At 63.2% G+C, this 19,816-nt stretch carries 18 protein-coding genes; 10 read left to right on the top strand and 8 right to left on the bottom strand.

Annotated features, from left to right (window positions below):
* Positions 1-429 precede the first annotated feature (429 nt).
* Positions 430-1,182: a L,D-transpeptidase gene (locus BLW81_RS06505; protein ID WP_059092404.1), complete on the top strand. Its 753-nt coding sequence runs from the start codon at positions 430-432 to the stop codon at positions 1,180-1,182.
* A 69-nt stretch (positions 1,183-1,251) separates the two neighbouring features.
* Here the strand turns inward: BLW81_RS06505 and BLW81_RS06500 are convergent, their stop codons facing one another.
* Positions 1,252-1,824 (bottom strand): copper resistance CopC family protein, encoded by a 573-nt coding sequence (locus tag BLW81_RS06500; protein ID WP_082698875.1) that lies wholly within the window; start codon positions 1,822-1,824, stop codon positions 1,252-1,254.
* Between the two features lie 261 nt (positions 1,825-2,085).
* On the opposite strand from BLW81_RS06500, the gene BLW81_RS06495 reads away from it, so the two are divergent.
* From BLW81_RS06495 to BLW81_RS06485, 3 genes are read left to right on the top strand one after another with little or no spacing between them, the layout of a single operon-like run.
* Complete coding sequence (locus BLW81_RS06495; protein ID WP_059088552.1) at positions 2,086-2,280, top strand: hypothetical protein; 195 nt, start codon at positions 2,086-2,088, stop codon at positions 2,278-2,280.
* Entirely contained in the window at positions 2,277-2,729 is a 453-nt protein-coding gene (locus tag BLW81_RS06490; protein WP_157897613.1) for a hypothetical protein, read from the top strand. Before BLW81_RS06495 ends, BLW81_RS06490 begins: the two co-directional genes overlap by 4 nt.
* Positions 2,726-4,096, top strand: a complete 1,371-nt coding sequence (locus BLW81_RS06485; RefSeq protein WP_083406478.1) for a hypothetical protein — start codon at positions 2,726-2,728, stop codon at positions 4,094-4,096. The genes BLW81_RS06490 and BLW81_RS06485 overlap by 4 nt, the downstream gene beginning before the upstream one ends.
* 357 nt (positions 4,097-4,453) lie before the next feature.
* Here BLW81_RS06485 and ctaE read toward each other — a convergent pair whose 3' ends face one another.
* Positions 4,454-5,047 carry an aa3-type cytochrome oxidase subunit III gene (gene ctaE / locus BLW81_RS06475; RefSeq protein WP_059088549.1) on the bottom strand — a complete coding sequence of 198 codons (594 nt, stop codon included), beginning with the start codon at positions 5,045-5,047 and terminating at the stop codon, positions 4,454-4,456.
* A gap of 290 nt (positions 5,048-5,337) precedes the next feature.
* Here ctaE and ripC point away from each other — a divergent pair, with 290 nt between their 5' ends.
* Complete coding sequence (ripC, locus tag BLW81_RS06470; protein ID WP_220096831.1) at positions 5,338-6,432, top strand: peptidoglycan hydrolase RipC; 1,095 nt, start codon at positions 5,338-5,340, stop codon at positions 6,430-6,432.
* Here ripC and BLW81_RS06465 read toward each other — a convergent pair.
* The gene (locus BLW81_RS06465; protein ID WP_083406475.1) at positions 6,429-7,661 is read right to left on the bottom strand and encodes a L,D-transpeptidase; all 1,233 of its coding nucleotides are present in this window, start codon (positions 7,659-7,661) and stop codon (positions 6,429-6,431) included. The two genes, ripC and BLW81_RS06465, sit on opposite strands and share 4 nt — an antisense overlap.
* A gap of 336 nt (positions 7,662-7,997) precedes the next feature.
* Between BLW81_RS06465 and BLW81_RS06460 the strand changes: the two genes are divergently transcribed.
* Together BLW81_RS06460 and BLW81_RS06455 are read left to right on the top strand one after the other, a co-directional pair.
* Positions 7,998-8,582: a TlpA disulfide reductase family protein gene (locus BLW81_RS06460; RefSeq protein ID WP_407662319.1), complete on the top strand. Its 585-nt coding sequence runs from the start codon at positions 7,998-8,000 to the stop codon at positions 8,580-8,582.
* An 84-nt stretch (positions 8,583-8,666) separates the two neighbouring features.
* Entirely contained in the window at positions 8,667-9,599 is a 933-nt protein-coding gene (locus BLW81_RS06455; RefSeq protein WP_083406473.1) for a cytochrome c oxidase assembly protein, read from the top strand.
* 61 nt (positions 9,600-9,660) lie between these two features.
* On the opposite strand, the gene BLW81_RS06450 is transcribed toward BLW81_RS06455, so the two are convergent.
* The 4 genes from BLW81_RS06450 to BLW81_RS29870 all read right to left on the bottom strand — a co-directional run bounded on the left by BLW81_RS06450 (position 9,661) and on the right by BLW81_RS29870 (position 12,784).
* The gene (locus tag BLW81_RS06450; RefSeq protein WP_235632205.1) at positions 9,661-10,374 is read right to left on the bottom strand and encodes a DUF305 domain-containing protein; all 714 of its coding nucleotides are present in this window, start codon (positions 10,372-10,374) and stop codon (positions 9,661-9,663) included.
* Between the two features lie 388 nt (positions 10,375-10,762).
* Positions 10,763-11,707, bottom strand: a complete 945-nt coding sequence (locus BLW81_RS06445) for a M56 family metallopeptidase (RefSeq protein WP_066811085.1) — start codon at positions 11,705-11,707, stop codon at positions 10,763-10,765.
* Positions 11,704-12,090, bottom strand: coding sequence for a BlaI/MecI/CopY family transcriptional regulator (locus BLW81_RS06440; protein WP_066811077.1), 387 nt, complete (start codon positions 12,088-12,090; stop codon positions 11,704-11,706). Before BLW81_RS06440 ends, BLW81_RS06445 begins: the two co-directional genes overlap by 4 nt.
* A 100-nt stretch (positions 12,091-12,190) precedes the next feature.
* On the bottom strand, positions 12,191-12,784 hold the full coding sequence (locus tag BLW81_RS29870; RefSeq protein WP_233151536.1) for a M23 family metallopeptidase: 594 nt from the start codon (positions 12,782-12,784) through the stop codon (positions 12,191-12,193).
* Positions 12,785-13,648: 864 nt separating this feature from the next.
* On the opposite strand from BLW81_RS29870, the gene ctaD reads away from it, so the two are divergent.
* From ctaD to BLW81_RS06420, 3 genes are all read left to right on the top strand, one after another.
* Complete coding sequence (gene ctaD, locus BLW81_RS06430; protein ID WP_066811071.1) at positions 13,649-15,394, top strand: aa3-type cytochrome oxidase subunit I; 1,746 nt, start codon at positions 13,649-13,651, stop codon at positions 15,392-15,394.
* 92 nt (positions 15,395-15,486) lie between these two features.
* On the top strand, positions 15,487-18,072 hold the full coding sequence (locus tag BLW81_RS06425; protein ID WP_083406471.1) for a heavy metal translocating P-type ATPase: 2,586 nt from the start codon (positions 15,487-15,489) through the stop codon (positions 18,070-18,072).
* Positions 18,072-18,749, top strand: coding sequence for an adenylate/guanylate cyclase domain-containing protein (locus BLW81_RS06420; protein ID WP_066811493.1), 678 nt, complete (start codon positions 18,072-18,074; stop codon positions 18,747-18,749). Before BLW81_RS06425 ends, BLW81_RS06420 begins: the two co-directional genes overlap by 1 nt.
* Positions 18,750-18,808: 59 nt before the next feature.
* Here the strand turns inward: BLW81_RS06420 and BLW81_RS06415 are convergent, their stop codons facing one another.
* Complete coding sequence (locus BLW81_RS06415; protein ID WP_066811069.1) at positions 18,809-19,747, bottom strand: L,D-transpeptidase; 939 nt, start codon at positions 19,745-19,747, stop codon at positions 18,809-18,811.
* Positions 19,748-19,816 lie beyond the last annotated feature (69 nt).

The raw sequence follows: 19,816 nt of genomic DNA, 5'->3' as shown, positions 1-19,816 counted from the left end.
TTTCTCACGTCCTGCGCAGGTTGAAGGTGGAAGCCGCCGTCCTAGTTGCGCCGCGACAGGAAACACCGACTGGGACGACCCCGAAGTGTAAAGCGACCGCGACCCTCCGGCTGAACGAACTCGGGAGTGTTCGCGGCGCAACGTCGGATGACCGAACTGCTTGAGATCTGAAGACGGAGATCTGGCCGCCGCTGACGACTGGAGGGCACCGCCGATCTGATTCAGCAAGAGTTCGGCAGACCCGTTCTCGGGGTCACACCGTACGGCCGCCGTATGGAGGTGGCGCCTGACAGGAGCGCAGGCTGCAAACGGCCAGCCGGCGGAGCGGAGTGAGTCGATATGAATCCCGTTCGGATGTCGTTACAACGTTAACGGCCCTACGTAGCAGAATAGTAGTTGCAGAACACCGAAGCGGCGGAGGGAGAACCTATGGTCGGTCAGATTCGCGCTGTGCTCGTCGCGGTGGGCGTGGCGTACTTCGTATTCACCGGCGCAGGGGTTGCCGACGCCGGGACGGCGACACCAAGCAGCATGGCGTTGGCGACGGTTGTCTCACCTGAACCTGGCCAGGTGGTCGGCATCGCCGCGCCGGTGACTATCCGTTTCAGCAGCGTCGTCGCCGACCGTGAGGCGGCCGAGCGCGGCATCACCATCGACACGCCCGTTGAGGTGCCAGGACGGTTCACGTGGACGAGCGACCGCGTCGTGCAGTGGGCGCCGAAAGGCTTCTGGCCGGCCCATACTCCGGTGTCGGTGCGCACGGACGGGATGTCGACCAGCTTCGATGTCGGGGCAGCGGTCGTGTCCGTTGCTGACATTTCCGCACATACGTTCACTGTGAGCATCGACGGTCAGACGGTGCGTGAGATGCCGGCGTCGTTGGGCAAGCCGGGTTTTGACACTCCGCAGGGCAGTTTCAAGGTGCTGGAGAAGCAGCGCCGGGTGAAGTTCGATTCACGCACTATCGGCATTCCGTTGGATTCGCCGGAGGGCTACCTGATCGACGGCGAATACGCGGTGCGTGTCACGTGGGGAGGGGTCTATGTGCATTCAGCGCCATGGTCGGTTGGCTCGCAAGGCAGTGCCAATGTCAGCCACGGATGCATCAATCTCAGTCCCGATAATGCGGCGTGGTACTTCGACACGGTGACCATCGGTGACCCGGTCATTGTTCAGGCGTAAGGGCCTGCGCTCGCTAGCGCACAGGTTGTGGTACCGGTAACGATTCACGAGCCGGTCGTTCGGTAACGCTCAGGATGGGTCGGGCGAATCCGCGGATAGCCTGGTTGCGTCATTTGCTGCGGACTTCCGTCGATTCCTCCGCGATTGCCAGAAAGCGATCACGCCGCCCAGGGCCAGACCCGCGGCACCTGCGGTTATTACCGTCGTCTTGGTGTCCGATGTGGCAGGAGCTGCCGTTGACGGCGGCGGAGCTGCGGTGCTAGGCGCGGCAGCTGCCGATGTAGAAATGGGCCGGGGTTCGTCGGATACGTCGGCGAGGGTGAACTTGTAGGAGCCGGTGACAGGATGTCCGTCTGCTGAGACCACCCGATAGCCGACGGTGTAGACGCCGTTACCGGGCCGGCCTGGTTCGACGGCCGCCGTCAGGCGCTGTCCCTCCACCTGTGGGGAGCCGGATATCCAATTGCGACCGTCAGCGCTGCTGACGACGACACTCGCGAACTGTGGGCTGATGTCCTCGTTGAAGGTCAACATGATGGCAGCCGGCGCGGCAGTGACGGTGGCGTCCGGCGCGGGATCGGAGCTCGAGAGCGCTGTGTGAGCCGCAGCGATTCCGCTTCCACACGTCAAGGCAACCAACATCCCCAAGCTGGGAACGATAGTGCGCAAGGTTGGATTCACGGTCCTCTTCTCGGTTCACGCTATTGCTGACACCCCGCGGCGCTCAGCGCATCCGAGTGTATGTTTCGGGCAGTTACGTATGGGGATGATACGTACGTAGGTAGTCGGTATGCGCAACCAGCTGCCGTGATGCTGTCGTGGATCGATGGAGGCCGAGCTGATGTTGAAACTTCGACTCATTCGCTGTCGCGGAGCACGGGATGCCTGTCAGGCTGCAGCCCGATGCGCGATCTAGCGGCAACCGATGTCTTGTACGTCGCCACCGATGTCGGGCTGTGGATGTCGCTGCCTGCTTTTGGTCCGGCGTTCGTGGTCGTAGCTGTCGTCTTCTACGTGGTTCGGCGGGACAGGCGTAAAAGCGCCGCCGCTGCCGACGGCACCGGAGAGACAGACAAGGAAAGGCACGATGCTGAGTGAGCGTCAGGGCGGCCCGTTTAGTCGTCATGTCTGTGGCGGTACTCGCCGCAGCACTGGTCGGCTGTGGATCCTCTAACGCCCCCTCCGAGACGGCCGCGCCCGAAGCGTCCTCCGGTGCTGCTCCCGGTTTACCCGCCGCGCCGGCACCTGCGCCGACCACGTCGTCCGCGCCGGCCGTTGACGGCACGGTCGTCGACATCAACATCGCGGGCGGAAAAGTCACGCCGACGAACGGCCAAGCGCAGGGCACAGTCGGCAAGCCGATTGTTCTGAAGGTCGACAGCGATGTCTCGGACTCACTGCATGTCCATTCAGTGCCTGAGCATACTTTTCAGGTCGAGCCTCGGCCGGACCAGCAGTTCGAGTTCACGGTTGACGTGCCGGGCCAGGTCGACATCGAGTTGCATGATCTCAATCGCACGGTCGCGACGATCCAAGTTCGGCCGTGACACCTGCGCGGACCGTGGATGTGCTGGCGCACGGCGTAGGCGGTTCCACTGACCTTCCGGTGCCGCTGTCGTTCGCGTTGATAGGCGCTGCGTGGGCGTTGACCGCGACTTTCGCTGTGGTCGCATTGGCTTGGAAGACACCACGTTTCGACCCGAACAAACCGGGACGCGACCTACCGACGTGGATTACCCGCGCCGTGGACTCCGTGGGACTGCGATGGATGGTATCGCTGGCAGCGTTGCTCTTCGCGGTATGGGTGGTCGTCGCGGCGGTCTTCGGACCGGACGGTGGTGAGAACGCCCTACCGGGGGTGTTCTACGTGCTGCTCTGGGTCGGGCTGGTGGCGGTGTCGGTGGTCATCGGCCCGGTGTGGAGAGTCATCTCGCCGATGCGGACGGTATATCGGTTGCTTGGCATGATGCGTCGTGAGTCATCCGACCGGCCCACGTCGCGTGAGTATCCAAAGTCGTGGGGGTTCTGGCCGGCGGCGTTCGGTCTCTTTGCTTTCGTTTGGCTCGAATTGGCCAGCCCGGACCCCGGCTCGCTGACGGCGATCAAAGCATGGCTGCTCACGTACACGGTTCTAATGTTGCTGGGCGCTGGACTCTTCGGTTCGCGCTGGTTCGCCCGGGCCGACCCGTTCGAGGTCTACAGCATGGCCGTGTCGCGGCTCGCTCCATTTCGGCGCAGCCCCGTGACCGCCCGGATCACGGTGATCAACCCAATGGACCACCTGACGACCTTGCCAGTTCGTCCGGGCAGCGTAGCCGTCCTGGCGGTGTTGCTCGGCTCTACGGCCTTCGACAGCTTCTCGCAATCACCCGCGTTCCGTAATTTCGTCGATCGGTATGCGGCCTCGTTCCCAATGTTCGCCGAAGACTGGGCCGCCTCTCCACTTCGGACCGTCGGCTTGGTGGTGTTCGTGTCCGTTGTCGGCGTGACCTTCTGGGCTGCGGCGAGGGCAACCGGCGGGGTGGACCCGGACCGCCGCCGGCAACTACCCGGCGAACTGGCTCATTCGTTAATACCGATCGTCGTCGGTTACATCTTCGCCCACTACCTCTCATATCTGGTTGAGCGCGGCCAAGAGACCATCGTGCGGCTGGCCGATCCACTGGGCCGCGGGTGGCACCTGCTCGGGCTGGATTCGACCGACGTGGTGTATGTGCTGTCCCAGCACCCTTCGGTGCTGTGGACGATCAAGGTGTCCTGTGTGGTGATGGGCCACATCGTGGCTGTGGTCGCGGCCCACGATCGAGCGCTGCGGCTACTTCCGCAGCGGAATCAGATCAGTGGGCAGCTTGCAATGATGCTCACGATGGTCGGATATACGTTCACCGGCTTGTATCTGTTGTTCGGGGGTTAACGACGATCGACCGGGACGCTGATGCACTTCGAGTGAGGTGGTGGCGTTCAGTCTTGCCAGCTCGTAACAGGATGACAGCGATCGCCATCAGGCCCAAGAGCGCACCCCCCAAAATATAAAGGGCTGGGCTTGCACCTTCGGGTTGTTGTCCGCTGTGGGTGTCGTCGTAGGAATGCTTGGTTGGAGTGGGTATGGCAGGGGTTTGCGAGGTTGTCGCCGACGCAGACTGCACCGACGGTTCTGCACCGACAGATGGCATAGCATTCGACACCAGACTGACGAGTAGGGCTGCCAAAGTAACCGTGATGGCCTGACGAATGCGGCGACGGACTTGGGGCGGGCGCGGCGTTGGGGTCGTCACCGTACGAAGTAGATCGTGGCGAACAGTGCGATCCAGACGATGTCCACGAAATGCCAGTAGTACGAGACGACGATGGCGGCCGTCGCCTGCGCCGGGGTGAACTTGCTCATTCGCGTGCGCATGAGCAGGAAGACGAAGGCGACCAGACCGCCTATGACGTGCAATCCATGAAACCCAGTCGTCAGGTAGAAGACGGAGCCATAGGCGCTGCTCGACAGGGTCGTTCCCTCATGCACCAGGTTGATGTACTCGTAGCCCTGGCCTAAAACGAAGAAAAATCCCATCACAAAAGTGACGAGGTACCACCGGCGCAGTCCGAAGACGTCACCGCGTTCGGCGGCAAAGACACCCATTTGACACGTGAACGACGACGCGATGAGTACCAATGTCACCGGCACCGCGAGCGCGAGGTTCAACTCTGTAGGCGGCGGCGGCCATTCGTCAGCCTGGGAGCGAGCGGTGAAGTACATCGCAAATAAGCCGGCAAAAAACATCAGCTCGCTGGATAACCAAACGATGGTCCCGACGGAGACCATGTTGGGCCGATTTAGAGAATGAACCCGGGCCGTGATGGCGGTTCCACTTGTCATGCCGTCCCTCAATGCAAATCCGCAGGCGATCTACTAAGTCACTGCATACTATGGCACATAGTAGATAGACGTCCGGCCACCTGGACGCCGGCATTCGCGAGATGCGAAAGACGCTCTGCAACTGGACCTTCCACCCGAATCGCCGAGTTGTGGACGCGCAAGCAGCGGTGTGGACGACGTCTGCCGCTCTTCTATGCAGTTGAAATCCGACGCATTCGCTCGTAACCTTTTCGTGATCTACGTAGTTAGACCATAGATGCCCCTGCGGTGTGAGGATCTGTGTTTTGAAGATGGACTGCCCTGCCGCGATATGCCGATCGGCGGGCGCTCTCGTCGTGGCGATCGTGCTTGCATTGACGCTCGGCAACTCGACGGGCACCGGCCGGGCCGACCCCGCGGCCGATGCGTTGGCCCGCATGAGGGAGCTGTCTCGGGAGGCCGAGCGAACCTCGGAAGCCATCTACTCGGCCGAGCTCGACCTTGAGGCGAAACTGGCAGCACAGCGCCAAGCCGAGGATCGCCAACGCGCCGAGTCTGAGGCCTTGACCGCGGCGCGAGCAGATCTGCGCATGTATCAGAAAATCGTGGACCGGGTGGCGGCCGCGTCCTACATGGGAGGTGCGACCAGCGGCATCAGCGCCGTCCTGGCCGCAGAGTCTCCGCAAAGCTTGCTCGACGAACTCTCCTTCGACCGCCTGATGGCCACCCAGATGTCGGACCGCATCGCGGCCTATCGCGCCGCATCAACCCGTGCCGAGAGTGCCGCCCGCGCGGCCGAATCTTCGACGCTCGATGCCAGGACGGCAGCAGAACAGGCGTCAGCGGTCCGTGCAGGCCTTCAGGCCGAGCAGAGTCGGCTGCGCACCCAGATCGCAGACGTCGAGGCGCAGTACCGAGCATTGACTCCGGATCAGCGTGCCGCGCTGGCGGACCCTGGACCGGTGCCGCCTCAGCCGCCGCCTCCGCCAGCGGGGGACCCCGCCATCGTGGCGATGCCTGAGATGGGACTGCCGCCGGTCGCGCCGGGGCCCACCGGCTCGCCGGAAGGTGCGGCGGTCGTGCAGGCCGCGTTGACCCGCGTCGGATCTCCGTACTCTTGGGGCGCGACCGGACCGAACGCATTCGACTGCTCAGGACTCATCAAGTGGGCATTCCTCCAGAACGGCAAATCGCTGCCGCGGTCGAGTCAAGCCCTGGCCGCCGGTGGGCAGCCCGTCGCCACGTCCGACGTCCAGCCCGGTGACATCGTCACCTTCTATTCAGACGCCTCGCATGCGGGAATCTACATCGGAAACGGGAACATGGTGCACGCCTCGACGTACGGGACCCCCGTCAAGGTGGCGCCGATCTCGTCGGCTCCGATTTACAACGTTCGACGATATTAGCCAGTTACCGTGGCGTTTCCCGCTTTCCACTGGTCCCACGGGATGTTCCAGTCGCCGAGTCCGTCAGTACCAGAAAGGGTGGGCCCCACCGTGTTCACGACCTCGACGATGTCGCCGCGTTTGGTGTTGTCGTAGAACCACTTCGCGTTCTCGGTGCTGGCGTTGAGGCAGCCGTGGCTGACGTTGGCGCGGCCTTGGCTGCCGACCGACCACGGAGCGGCGTGGACGTAGATTCCGCTATAGGACATTTGAGTCGCCCAGTTGACCTCGGTGCGGTAGCCGTCGGGCGAGTTCACCGGCACGCCGTAGGTCGAGGAATCCATCACCAGGAACGAGTACCGATCCCCGATGACGTAGCTGCCGTTATCGGTGGGCGTCTTGTCCTTGCCCATGGAGATCGGCATCGTCTTGACGACGGTGCCGTTGACGCGCACGCTCATCGTTTTGGTGGCGTCGTCGGCGGTCGCGATCACCTCGTCACCGATCGTGAAGCGAGTGGCGACATCGTCCTGCCCAAACAGTCCTTGACCCAGGTCGACCCCGTAGGCCTTAACTTGGACGTCGACCGACGTTCCCGGCTTCCAATATTGCGCTGGCCGCCAACGAACCTCGCGATCGTTCAACCAGTAGAACGCACCCTCGACCGGAGGGTTCGTAGTGACGGTGATCGCTCGCTGCGCGGCCAGTCGGTCCGGGATGGGTTCATCGAACCGCACGGCGATGGGCTGACCGACCCCCACGACCTCGCCGTCGTTGGGCAGCACATACGGCATCGTGAGGTTCTGCGGCGAGTGAGTCTCGAAGGTGGCGCTGGTGCGCGCCACCCCTCCCAGCCCCTGCGCCTCCGCGTTCAGCGTGTACTGCCGGTTGTAGCCCAGTGGTTCGGCTGAACTCCACATGACACCGTCGGGACTCAATTCCCCTGCGACGACGCGGCCCTGCTCGTTCACCAACGTCACTGCCCCCAGCACGCCGGCGTCGGCAGTAACGGTCACCGGTGACTCAACCGGGACGCCGATGGCGCCGTCAGTGACGGACGCTTGCACCTTGGGTACGAGCAGATCGCCGAAGGGTGTGCCCTTGTCAACAATGGCTTGGGGCTGCTGCGGCGGCGTCGAACCGCTGCAGGCGCCAACCCCCAGGACAACGCCGGCGATTGCCAGTAGTGCCATTGTCGTCCACCACAGACCCCTGCGCCGATGGATGGCCGCGGAGCCGATCCGCCTCATTTGTGTTTATCCCGTCATTCGCCATGAACTGGTGTCGTTACCATCGTACGTAGTCTGTACGTAGAACGTGTTCTGGGAGCGGACCTCGAAGCGTCGAGTGCCTTGAGGTAGTTCTGGCGATGACGCACGTCAAGCGTGGCAATCTCCCGGGTCGGATCGCGCGACCCGATTCACGGGAGGGTTGGAAGAAAGATGAAACGTGAGATAGGTCATCCGCAGGTTTCTGCATTACCTCCGCCGAGGATCGACACGGACGATGAACGTGTGCGGGGCCGAGGACGAATAGCATCCGTTTCTTCGGCGATACGACGACACATTATTGCGGGTGTCAGCGCAGTGCTGCTCGGCGCCGCAGTGTCCGGGTGTTCGAGCGGCGACGATGCCGTCGCGCAGGGGGGCACGTTTGAGTTCGTCTCGCCCGGTGGGCAAGTCGATATCCTCTATGACCCACCGCAGACGCGAGGTCGCCCCGGACCGATACGCGGGCCCGACCTGATGGATCCGAGCCGCATGATTGCGCTCGAGGACTTCACCGGCCAGGTGGTAGTGATCAACGTGTGGGGTCAGTGGTGTGGCCCGTGCCGTACCGAGATGCCTGAACTGCAGAGGGTGTACAACGCGACCCGGACCGCGGGCGTGGCCTTCCTGGGCATCGACGTTCGCGACAACAATCGCCAAGCCGCGGTCGATTTCATCGTTGACCGTAAGGTCACCTTTCCGTCGATCTATGACCCGCCGATGCGCACGATGATCGCCCTGGGGGCCAGGTATCCCACCACGGTGATTCCATCCACGATCGTGTTGGACCGAGCCCATCGCGTCGCCGCGGTGTTTCTGCGGGCGCTGCTTGCCGAGGATCTCGAACCGGTGGTTCGACGCCTCGCAGTCGAGCCCACCACCGACACCGGGCCACCACAGTGAACGGCGACTGCGCGCCACTTCGTTGGCGCGACGAACAGTGATTGGTCAAGTGGCACTCCTGCGTCGCCACCGTCGGTATCGGCGATGCTTGGCTGGCTGCCGCCGCCGGTTCCGCTTCTTCCCATGGTGGCGGTCGGCTTGGCGGTGTGGTATCTGTTGGCCGTTCGAATCGTCAGGTCGCACGGCCGGCAATGGACGTGGATGCGAACTGCGAGTTTCCTGGCTGGGTGCATCGCCTTGGCGGCGGTGACGGGTCTGGCCATCGACAGCTATGGCTATCGGTTGTTCAGTGCCTTCATGTTTCAGCACCTGACGCTATCGATACTCGTCCCGCCGCTGCTGGTGTTGGGCGCACCTGGCCGGCTGTTGCTCAGGTCGACACCACACCGTGGCGTTGGACGCTACGTCTTGATCGCTGCGTTGGGGGCATTACGTTGCCGCGCGAGCCGAATCGTCTTGCACCCCGGCTTCACCATTCCGGTGTTTCTTCTGAGCTACTACGGCCTTTATCTGTCCGACCTGTTCGACGCGGCGGCGGCCAGCGTCGCCGGCCACGTCGCACTGCAAGTGTTCTTCCTCGCCAGCGGGCTGCTGTTCATCCTGCCGATCTTGTCGACTGGTCCGCTGCCGGTCCGGCAGAGCAATCTAGGTCGCTTCTTCGATATCTTCGTCGAGATGCCGCTGCACGTCTTCATCGGCGTAATTCTGATGATGGCACCACGCGCGCTGACCGACACATTCGCGCAGCCGCCGGCGAATTGGAACGTCGACCCGGTCGCCGATCAGGCGGGCGCCGGCGCCTTGGCATGGTCATACGGCGAACCTGTTGCCCTATTGACCACCTTGATCTTCGCCGTCCGCTGGCGTCGTGACGAGGAGTCGGAGTCGGCGAAGAGGGAAGCCGACGTCGAACGCGGCGACGCCGAACTGGCCGCATACAACGCATTTCTGCGCGGACTGCATCAACGGCCGCCGCGACCCACTGGGGCGGAAGGCGTTGCGAACGAGCACAACTGACGGGGGATGTCGACAACGCCTGGGAGTACATCCGGTCGTGGTGCACCTCGCTGCGCAGCGTTCAGCGTTGCAGGGCCTCCATGACAGAGGTCTCGGCCTCCTGAGTTTCGACGAGCAATTGGGCAATGGCCATCGCTGCGGGGCGCGACCCTGATTGAAGTTGGTCACGCGCGGCAGACATCGTGAACTGGTGCTGCCTGATCATCAATTCGAGATACACCTGCGCCGCATGTGCTCCGGCCGCGTCGCGAAGGCGGCGGAAATCGGCTTCGGTGGCGAGGGGGTGTTCGCCTGGCTGAACCGGAAGGTTTTGTGCGCCCGCCGGAGGAGCTGAGCTGGCGCTCATCGGGGCGAATCCCCAGGCCAGGAGAAGCGCCTGCAGCTCATCGGTGCGCCGGGTGCTGCTGTCCGTGATTCGGCTTGCGATGTCGACGATTTCGGGCGCAAGACCGTCCTTGGCGATAGCCAGGTTGCTCAGCGCAATAGCTTGTGCGCTGTGGTCGATGATGTCGCGTGCGAATAAGAGATCGAACCGGGTGTGTGCTTCTTCGGCGGTGACAACCGAGGTACTTGAAGGACGTTGCGCCGAAACACCCTCTGTTTCAACGCCACATCCCGCTACGGTAATTGTGATTGGGATTCCGAATGCGACGGATAGCCGGCGGAATTTGCCACCTATACGAGGTGTCAGTTCGAGCGTACGCAGTGCATCAGGTGCTTCACGCAGATATGACGAAAGCGTCCGGGGGCCGCGTTGTCCGAAGGCGATCACCACACCTCGTATCGGGTGACCGATGAAGCGATGGTCACATACGTAGTGACATAGTAGATTGGTGCCGTGAAGAGCGCACTGGCCGTGTCCTGCGGTGGGCCGCGATGGAGTTGGAACCGACAGCGCCGAGCGCTACAGAGGGAACGGCTGACTCGCCGATGGATTGTGGCTGCCCTGTTGCTGGCCTTCGGGTTGGCGGTGGTGGCCTTGCTCATGGCCGAACCGACGTCCGCTGACCGCGCCATTGCCGCTGCGCTTTCGTACGTTTAGACGCGCAGATTGAAGCGTCCTCCGTTATGTTCACATCCTCGACCGCAAGGCTGCTGTGCAGCAGAGCATTCGAGGTGCGCTGCGCAGAATAGTGATGGACCGGGTCGAGTGCGCTAGCGGGTCACGCGAAGCAGATCAATACACCCGATAGTGATAACGCGACGATAGCCACCGGGGTAGCGGCCATCGCCGCGACCGCACCACTGAGCGTGAGGTGGGTTTGGACTCGTGCGAATCCATTGGGTGGATCCGATAACCGCTCGGCACGCGCGAGCACGGCGACACCGGCGGCAGCCAAACCGTGGGCCGGCGTGTGGGCGCCTGAAAGGGTCAACAGACCCGCCAGCAGCGGCTGACGACCGTGTCGCCGCGCGGCGGCGTCATCGGCACACATCTCCAGCAGAGAACTGATGTGCGTGGCTGCGCTTGTGAAGAGCCCGATCTTGGGCAGCGCGGTGGTCAGTCCGCGCATTGCGGCGATGACGTAGGCATGGCGCCCGTGGAGGTGAGCACGCTCATGGGCGATGACGGCCGCCAGTTGCGCTTCATCGAGTGCAGCGAGAGCAGCCGTGGTTACGACGATCGCCGGTGGACGGCCCGCCACGCAGTACGCCGCACGCTCGGATGCCTCGATGTACACGACGTCGCTGCCGTCTGAACTACCGACCAGGCGCACGGCGTCTGCGTGCGCGAAGGTGTGCCTGCGCATGCGACTCAAAGCGCGGCCGACTCGAACGCAAACTGCCAGCAGACTCCCGGCAGCGATGGCCACTGCGGCTGTTGCCACTATTCGGGCCGGCCCCCCCGCGTGCCCGACGAGAATTGCATGGAGACGCTCCAGACAGGACACGAGTAACGCGTCCGGGCTGTCCCAGTGCCCGGCGGCCTCGATGAGTAGCAGAGCGATTGCAGCAATCGAGCAGCCGAGCACGGTAACGACGGCCGTGAGCCAAGCTGATATCGCCAGGCGTGGAGCCCCGCCATCGGCTGTGATCCGGGCCAAAAGCTTCGGCCCGATCGATAGGACTGCCACGACGTACAGCAGCAATGCCGCCGTGACGGTCATCGCCGACCAGACTTACGGGCAACGCGCCGCAGCGCAGCGCGCAAGTCCGCCGATTCCTCCGCGTCGATTTGCGCCACGAAATGACTGAGGACCGCCTCCGATCGGCCTCCGCCGCTCAGGGCCTCGAGCATCAGACGGGCGCTGTGCTCTTCTCGAGTCAGCGTCGGTCGGTATCGGTAGGCCTTACCGTCGCGTTTCCGCGACAGCCAGCCCTTGCCATGCAGATTGTCCATCGTCGACATCACCGTGGTGTATGCGATGTGACGTTCGATGCTCAACTCGTCGAATATCTCCCTAACCGTGGTGTCGGTCTCGGGATCGCGATTCCAGAGGCGATCCATGATCGCCGCCTCGAGCTCTCCGAAGCCACGCACCCGCGCCATGAACGAACCTCCTGAATTAGTCAGTAGGTAGCTTACGGTGTCCGCAGCATCTGACGCTGAATTGTGGTCTGGTAGACCTAGTCAGTTGCGGAATCACCTGCTACTGGCGGGGCACCCCGCGCTCCTGCAACCACGCCATCGGGTCAATCTTGTCTGATCCGTTGCGGTGGACCTCAAAATGCAGATGCGGACCTGTCGAATTGCCACGGTTGCCCATGGTGGCAATTTGATCGCCAGCCAAGACACGGTCGCCTTCTTGAACCGTCGCAGTGTCGATATGACCGTAGAGCGTCACCGTGCCATCCGAGGCGCGGATCTTGACCCACATGCCGTAACCGGGTGTCGGCCCGGAAGCGACCACCTCGCCATCCGAGGCGGCATAGATCGGCGTGCCGACGGCGTTGGCGATGTCGAGTCCCGCGTGCAGGGAGCCCCACCGTGTTCCGAATCCCGAAGTCAAAATGCCACGGGCCGGGAAGACGAACTGCGGGCGTCGCATTCGCGCCTCTCGCTGGGCACGCTCTTGGGCGAATGCCGCTCCGCGAACCAGTTCTTCTCGGTGGACTGCGGAGTCGAAACTGTTGGCTACTTGGACGATCTGCACTCCCGCCGCGTCCGGTACGGAAACGCCTTGCGCTGTTGTGGCGTCCGCGATCAAAGTCGGGTTGGCCGGAACTTCCGACGCTTCCACCATCGCATTCGCCCCAGCGGCTATGGCCCCAGCAGCAACACCCGCAACGACGAGCCGGCCGTGCACGGACCCAGCGCCCTCAGGCCGTTTCCGATGTGTCGCGGGTATCCGACGGTGCGCACCGGCCGACGTTGCACGTTGGCCAGTTTGTTGAACGTATACGCGTGAAGGGCCAGTGGAGGCGGGGCGAGGAGATCGCGACGTACGCGTAGGCGCAAGTAGAAGTAGTGGCCACTCGTCGGTCAGGTCGTTCAGATCGTCGAGCTCGGGTGCAGTCAGTACCTCGACGTCGGTGGCGAAAGGACCGCGATTGACCGTTAAATCGGCCGCCGGGCTGAACTCATTGACCGGGATGATCTCAGTGGCTTCGGCGTCCCACAGGTATCTGCGTGGCGCGTTGGGCCGCGCGGTCCGGCGGTGTGCCACCAATCGAGACGTTCCTTACCGTTACCGGTTCGTTATCAGTTGGCGAGACGCTAACCGAACGCTCACGATTCGGCAAGCCTACGATTGCCGCTTTCCGTGCGCCCGTCTACTTCGGCTCCGCGTGTGTCAACCACGCGTGGCGCCCGTGACCAGCTATCTCTTTGAGCAGCCTGCCGTGTGAAGTACACGTACGTACGTAGTAAACAAATGTTTGGCAAACTAGATCTCGATATGGCGTCGGTCGGTGTGCGGGAGGGCCGGAGCGGGTGCGAGTACTCGGCACCCGCCCCAGCGGGACACCCGTCGTGCCGGGTGATGCGGCCTACCGGTGGTCGGAGTGTTCAACTACATCGATTAGTACTAGATTGCTCAGTAGAAGAATCTACTGATTTAGTCCGTAGATTGCACATCTTGTCGTCGAACTAGTAGCGGGAGAATTCGTTGGTCGCCGAAGCGCCGCCTGTCGGACAACTCGAGGCACGCCGTCCCTTCCCGGCCCGCGTGGGACCCAAAGGCACCTTGATCTACAAGCTGGTGACGACCACTGATCACAAGCTGATCGGCATGATGTACGTCGTCACGTGCTTCGTGTTCTTTTTCGCTGGCGGGTTGATGGCATTATTCATCCGGACCGAGCTGGCGATACCGGGGCTGCAGTTCCTCAGCAACGAGCAGTACAACCAGCTGTTCACCATGCATGGCACGGTGATGTTGCTGTTTTACGCAACGCCGATCGTGTTCGGGTTCGCCAACCTGGTTTTGCCGCTGCAGATCGGTGCTCCCGACGTCGCCTTCCCGCGGCTCAATGCATTCTCGTTCTGGTTGTTCTTGTTCGGTGCGCTGATCGCGATGGGCGGCTTCATCACGCCGGGCGGCGCCGCTGATTTCGGTTGGACCGCCTACACGCCCTTGTCGAATGCCATTAGTAGCCCGGGCGCCGGCGCGGATTTATGGATCATGGGCCTGATCGTCGGCGGGTTGGGCACCATCCTGGGCGCGGTCAACATGATCACCACGGTGGTGTGTATGCGCGCGCCTGGTATGACGATGTTCCGGATGCCGATCTTTACCTGGAACATCCTGGTGACGTCGATCCTCGTGCTGGTCGCGTTTCCGATCCTGACGGCCGCACTCTTTGCATTGGCGGCCGACCGCCATCTGGGCGCTCACGTTTACGACCCGGCCAACGGCGGCGTGTTGTTGTGGCAGCACTTGTTTTGGTTCTTCGGCCACCCCGAGGTGTACATCATCGCGTTGCCATTCTTCGGCATCGTGTCCGAAATCTTCCCTGTCTTCAGCCGAAAGCCAATCTTTGGCTATACCACGCTGATCTACGCGACGCTCTCGATCGCCGCGCTGTCGGTCGCGGTGTGGGCGCACCACATGTACGCAACGGGTGCCGTTCTCCTACCGTTCTTTTCGTTCATGACGTTCCTCATCGCCGTGCCAACCGGTATCAAGTTCTTCAACTGGATAGGCACGATGTGGAAGGGGCAGTTGACATTCGAAACACCGATGCTCTTCTCGGTCGGCTTCCTCGTCACCTTCCTGCTCGGTGGTCTGTCGGGTGTGCTGCTGGCGAGCCCCCCGCTGGACTTCCAAGTCACCGACAGCTACTTTGTCGTCGCGCACTTCCACTACGTGCTCTTCGGCACGATCGTGTTCGCGACCTACGCGGGCATCTACTTCTGGTTCCCGAAGATGACGGGCCGCCTGTTGGATGAGCGATTGGGCAAGCTGCACTTCTGGCTGACGTTCATCGGATTCCACACCACCTTCCTGGTGCAGCACTGGCTCGGGAACGAAGGCATGCCGCGCCGCTACGCCGACTACCTACCCACCGACGGCTTCACCACCCTAAATATCATCTCCACGATCGGTGCGTTCATCCTGGGAGTCTCGACACTTCCGTTCGTGTGGAACGTGTTCAAGAGCTGGCGCTACGGCGAGCCGGTCACTGTCGACGACCCGTGGGGCTACGGCAACTCACTGGAATGGGCCACAAGTTGTCCGCCGCCGCGGCACAACTTCACCGAGCTGCCGCGTATCCGTTCGGAACGACCGGCTTTCGAGCTGCACTATCCGCATATGGTCGACCGGATGCGCGCCGAGGCGCACGTCGGGCGCGCCCATGGGCCAGACGACGGGGACGTGACGCGGCTTGACGATGAACATGTCCGTACCTGACTGAGCGCGGTCGGGCCGGGGCAGGGCGTCGGGCGACGCACTGAACCCGCACCGAACGATCAAACGTAGGTATTGACTCAGTACATGCATACATGCGTATAGTCGCATGTATGACCCGTCGCGACGAGTGCGATATGAACCGCGATGCCGGCCGTCTCCAGGCGAACGAGACATTGGCGCTCGACCTGGCGGACCTCTTGCCGGGCAGTGACGACCGCTGCGCGGACCGTCTGACGCGCGATTTGGCAGCGACTCCGCTGATTGACGAAGTCCACGTCGTCGACGGCGGGACGCTCACGCCGCGCCTGTGCGTGCACTACGACGCTGCCGCGGCGACGGCAGTCGATGTGCAACGACGCGCTTGGCAGGTCGCCGAAACCATCAGTTCGCATTACGGCCATCTGCGCTGGTTGCTGACCGGAACCGCCGAGGATGACGAATCGACGAGGACGGCACTGGTCGACCGATTAACCAGGATGCCCGGCGTCGTCGCCGCAACCGCTACGACGACCTCACTCGAAGTGGAGTTCGAACGATCCTCGGTCACGGCCCAGGAATTGGTAGACGTGATCGCCGCCATCGCCGGGCCAGACACGACACCTGCGACTGTCGCCGAGACGGACCATCCGGTGGACCACGGTGTAAAAGACGGGGAGCACACCGGGCACCAGCATGAGCACGGCGGAATCTTTGGCGAGCGCACCGAGCTGATCTTCGCGGGCCTGGCGGGGACGCTTCTCCTGGTGGGTTGGTTGCTAGCGACCTTCGCCGACACACCGCGTTCCACGGAGTTGGTGGTCTACTCCCTGGCCTTTTTCTTCGGTGCGTTCTTCACCGTGCAGGAAGCCTTCGCCAGCGTTCGTCAGGGTCGGTTCGAGATCGACTTCCTGATGCTGGTGTCGGCCGCCGGTGCGGCGGCGCTCGGTGAAGTCGCCGAAGGCGCGCTTCTGCTGTTCCTGTTCAGCGTCGGCCACGCGCTCGAGGGCTATGCGATGGGGCGAGCCCGCCGGGCGATCGAAGCGCTCGCCGAGATTGCTCCGAAGACGGCCCTGGTCCGCCGCGGCGGCACGGGCGACACTGTGGAAGTGCCGGTGGGCGACCTGCGCGTTGGGGATATCGTCGTCGTGCGACCCAACGTGCGGCTTGCTGCCGACGGCTTCGTCGTGGCTGGCGCCACTAGCATCGATCAGGCCCCCGTGACCGGGGAAAGCGTTCCCGTCGATAAGTATCCGGTGCCGGATGTGGCGGCAGCGGCGGCGTCGCCCGACCTCATTGACGCGGCATCGCGGGTGTTCGCCGGGACGATCAACGGTGCCGGCGCCATCGAGATCCAGGTGACTCGGCTCGCCGGTGACTCCACCCTTGCCCGAGTCGTCCGGTTGGTGGCCGAGGCGCAGACCAAGACCACCTCTACTCAGCGGTTCACCGACCGGTTTCAGCGGATTTTCGTGCCGACGATTCTGATCGGAGTCGTCCTGCTGTTGTTCGCCGGCTTCGTGGTCGATGAACCGTTCACCGCCACCGTGTACCGCGCACTCGCCGTGCTGGTGGCTGCCAGTCCGTGTGCGCTGGCGATCGCCACGCCCAGTGCGGTTTTGTCGGCGGTGGCGCGAGCGGCCAGAGCCGGAATCCTGATGAAAGGCGGAGCCGCGCTCGAAGAGTTGGGTCGGGTGGATGTGCTGGCTTTCGACAAGACCGGCACCCTCACCGAGGGTAAGCCCGGGATCGCCGAGGTCGTTGCCAGCGCCGACAGCAATGAGGCGGAGCTGCTTACCGTCGCCGTTGCCGTTGAGGAGCAGAGTGATCATCCGCTGGCCCGTGCCATCGTCCGCGACGGCCGCGAGCGCCTCGCGGGCGCGGCAGTACCCCGCGCGACGGACGTTCGAGCTCTCACAGGCCGCGGCATCGTGGCGTCCGTCGATGGGGTCGAGATCCGCATCGGCAAGACCGAAATGTTCACCGGCGCCGACGAGCGACCGCCAGCCTATTTGGCCGGCGAGGTGGAGCGCCTCGAACAGGCCGGCCGCACCACGATGCTCGTCCGCGCAGGCGAGCGTTGGCTGGGTGCGATCGGATTGATGGACGTTCCTCGCGCAGAGGCGTCGGCGGTCATCGCCCGTCTCGCCGAGATCGGCGTTTCAAAGACCGTGATGCTGTCCGGAGATAACCAGCGGGTGGCCGACGCCGTCGCCGGCGAAGTCGGTGTTGCCTACGCCCGCGGGGATCTGATGCCCGAGGACAAGGTGGCTGAGATCGCTGCTCTGCGTGAGCGTTACGGACGCGTGGGCATGGTGGGAGACGGCGTCAACGACGCGCCCGCAATGGCGGGCGCAAGCGTAGGCATCGCGATGGGTGCGGCCGGTTCCGACGTTGCCTTAGAAACCGCTGACGTCGCGCTGATGGCAGACGATCTGCGAGCGTTGCCGTTCGCCGTGAGCCTGAGTCGCCGCTCCTCACGGATCATCAAGCAGAATCTGTGGGCGAGTCTCGGCATCGTCGCGCTTCTCATTCCGGCGACGATCCTCGGATTGGGCATCGGTCCCGCCGTACTCATTCACGAAGGCTCGACACTGATCGTGGTCGCCAATGCACTTCGGCTCTTAGGGATGCGGATGGAACCCGTGAGAGCCCCAGAACCGAGCGTTACGGCGGACGCGAGGCTCCTACAGGATCCGTGATGATGTTGAGTGCAGCAGCGAACTTCGAGCACGCCGATGTCGAAGCAGCCGTCGTCTTCGTCGACATGTCTGGCTTCACCGCGTTCACCGAAACCCACGGCGATCACAGCGCTGCACAGCTGGCAGAAACATTCGCCGCCTCAGCGACACGGGTTCTCGGTCCCGCCGACGAGGTCATCAAGACAATCGGCGATGCGGTGCTGGTGGTGAGTGAGAGCCCGGCTACGGCAGTGACTTTCCTCCGAAGACTCACCGCCGAGATCAGTCGCGTCCAAGGCTTTCCGATGTTGCGGGCCGGCATCGCCGCTGGCCCCGTGGTGAAGCGACGCGGAGACGTCTTCGGTTCGACGGTCAACACCGCGGCGAGGCTCGCTAGCCTCGCGCAGGCCGGGCAGATCGTCGTCAATGAAGGTGTCGCGTCGGCGCTTCCGGCAGCTGATCTCGCGGCGATGACCGCGTTGGGATCACTGACGCTGCGCAACGTCGGATCGCCTATTGGTGCATTTGCTCTCGACATCGGTACTCATCACCGCGAGCATGTGGATCCTGTCTGTCGGATGCACGTCGCGACGGGCGTCCGAGAATTGACGATCACGCATGCGGGTACGTCGTACCGGTTCTGTTCGACCGCCTGCATGCAGCAATTCGCTCAGCGCATCGACGGTGACACCACCTAGCCTCCGGGCATCGAGGGGCGGCCACCGGGTCGGGAGACGCGGGACCCGTTGTGCGCGTATCAGATCTGCCAGTCCTGCGCACCGTCGTTCTCGTCGTACACGCCGACGGAGTTCTTGACCACGACCGGGTCGCCGCTACCAAACGTGTCGTAGAACCACTGGGCGTTGGCTGGACTGAGGTTGGGACAGCCGTGGCTAACGTTCCGTTTGCCTTGGTCCGCCACCGACCAGGGTGCGCCGTGAACGAAGATGCCCGCGTTGTTGATGCGCACCGCGTCCTTGACTTTGAGCTTGTAGCCCTCGGCGGAGTTGATGGGCACGCCGTAGGTCGAGGAGTCCATCACCATGTCGGCGAACTTCTCGAGCACGTAGTAGGTGCCGTTGGGTGTTTCATAGCCCGGCTTACCTAGAGACACGGGAATGGTCTTCTCGAGCACGCCGTTGCGCATCACCTCCATTTGGAGGGTCGCGTTATCGATGGTCGCCACCAACGCGTCACCGGTGCGAAAGCTCGACTTAGTTCCGCCCGCGTCGACGGTCACCGTGGTGTTGGCGGGCCAGAAGTCGATCGGGCGCCACCTGAGTTGAGTCGCGCTCATCCAGTAGAACTTGCCGGGAACCGGGGGGTTCGACGAGACGTGGACGGCTTGTTCGGCTAGAGGCCGGTCGGCGATCGGCCGCTGGAAGTTGATGATGATGGGTTTGGCGACGCCAACGGTTGAGCCGTTCACCGGGTTGAACGTGGGTGGCGCGAATACTGGCGGGCCGAGGTACGGTGCCGGATTCTGGCCGGCGGGTGGGTCTGCAGTCGCCGGCGCCGACCCGAGGGACGGCACGAAAGGGTTCGACGAGGTCGGTACTGGGATCCCCATAGGGTCGCCGGGCGTAGGCACGGGTACTGGTGGTTGGGCGGAGGCTGACGGCGCGGCCAGGAGCGCCATCGCCGCGAAGAGGGATGTCAATATCGCGACGACTGGCGTTAGCGGCGGACACCGCATACAGGTCTTCTCCCATCCACTGGTCGCCGTCAATGCGTTAGAGGACGTCGACGGCCGCCGAGTTGCTAC

The sequence above is a fragment of the Mycolicibacterium rutilum genome, assembly GCF_900108565.1.
Classification (GTDB): domain Bacteria; phylum Actinomycetota; class Actinomycetes; order Mycobacteriales; family Mycobacteriaceae; genus Mycobacterium; species Mycobacterium rutilum.
The sequence above is the reverse complement of the archived record's forward strand: the minus strand, read 5'-3'. Positions and strand labels throughout refer to the sequence as shown.

Coding starts and splice junctions, on each gene's coding strand:
- BLW81_RS06505 (WP_059092404.1), top strand. CDS start 430: ATGGTCGGTCAGATTCGCGCTGTGCTCGTCGCGGTGGGCGTGGCGTAC.
- BLW81_RS06500 (WP_082698875.1), bottom strand. CDS start 1,824: ATGTTGGTTGCCTTGACGTGTGGAAGCGGAATCGCTGCGGCTCACACA.
- BLW81_RS06495 (WP_059088552.1), top strand. CDS start 2,086: ATGCGCGATCTAGCGGCAACCGATGTCTTGTACGTCGCCACCGATGTC.
- ctaE (WP_059088549.1), bottom strand. CDS start 5,047: ATGACAAGTGGAACCGCCATCACGGCCCGGGTTCATTCTCTAAATCGG.
- ripC (WP_220096831.1), top strand. CDS start 5,338: ATGGACTGCCCTGCCGCGATATGCCGATCGGCGGGCGCTCTCGTCGTG.
- BLW81_RS06465 (WP_083406475.1), bottom strand. CDS start 7,661: ATGAGGCGGATCGGCTCCGCGGCCATCCATCGGCGCAGGGGTCTGTGG.
- BLW81_RS06455 (WP_083406473.1), top strand. CDS start 8,667: ATGCTTGGCTGGCTGCCGCCGCCGGTTCCGCTTCTTCCCATGGTGGCG.
- BLW81_RS06445 (WP_066811085.1), bottom strand. CDS start 11,707: ATGACCGTCACGGCGGCATTGCTGCTGTACGTCGTGGCAGTCCTATCG.
- BLW81_RS06440 (WP_066811077.1), bottom strand. CDS start 12,090: ATGGCGCGGGTGCGTGGCTTCGGAGAGCTCGAGGCGGCGATCATGGAT.
- BLW81_RS29870 (WP_233151536.1), bottom strand. CDS start 12,784: ATGGTGGAAGCGTCGGAAGTTCCGGCCAACCCGACTTTGATCGCGGAC.
- BLW81_RS06425 (WP_083406471.1), top strand. CDS start 15,487: ATGCGTATAGTCGCATGTATGACCCGTCGCGACGAGTGCGATATGAAC.
- BLW81_RS06420 (WP_066811493.1), top strand. CDS start 18,072: ATGATGTTGAGTGCAGCAGCGAACTTCGAGCACGCCGATGTCGAAGCA.
- BLW81_RS06415 (WP_066811069.1), bottom strand. CDS start 19,747: ATGCGGTGTCCGCCGCTAACGCCAGTCGTCGCGATATTGACATCCCTC.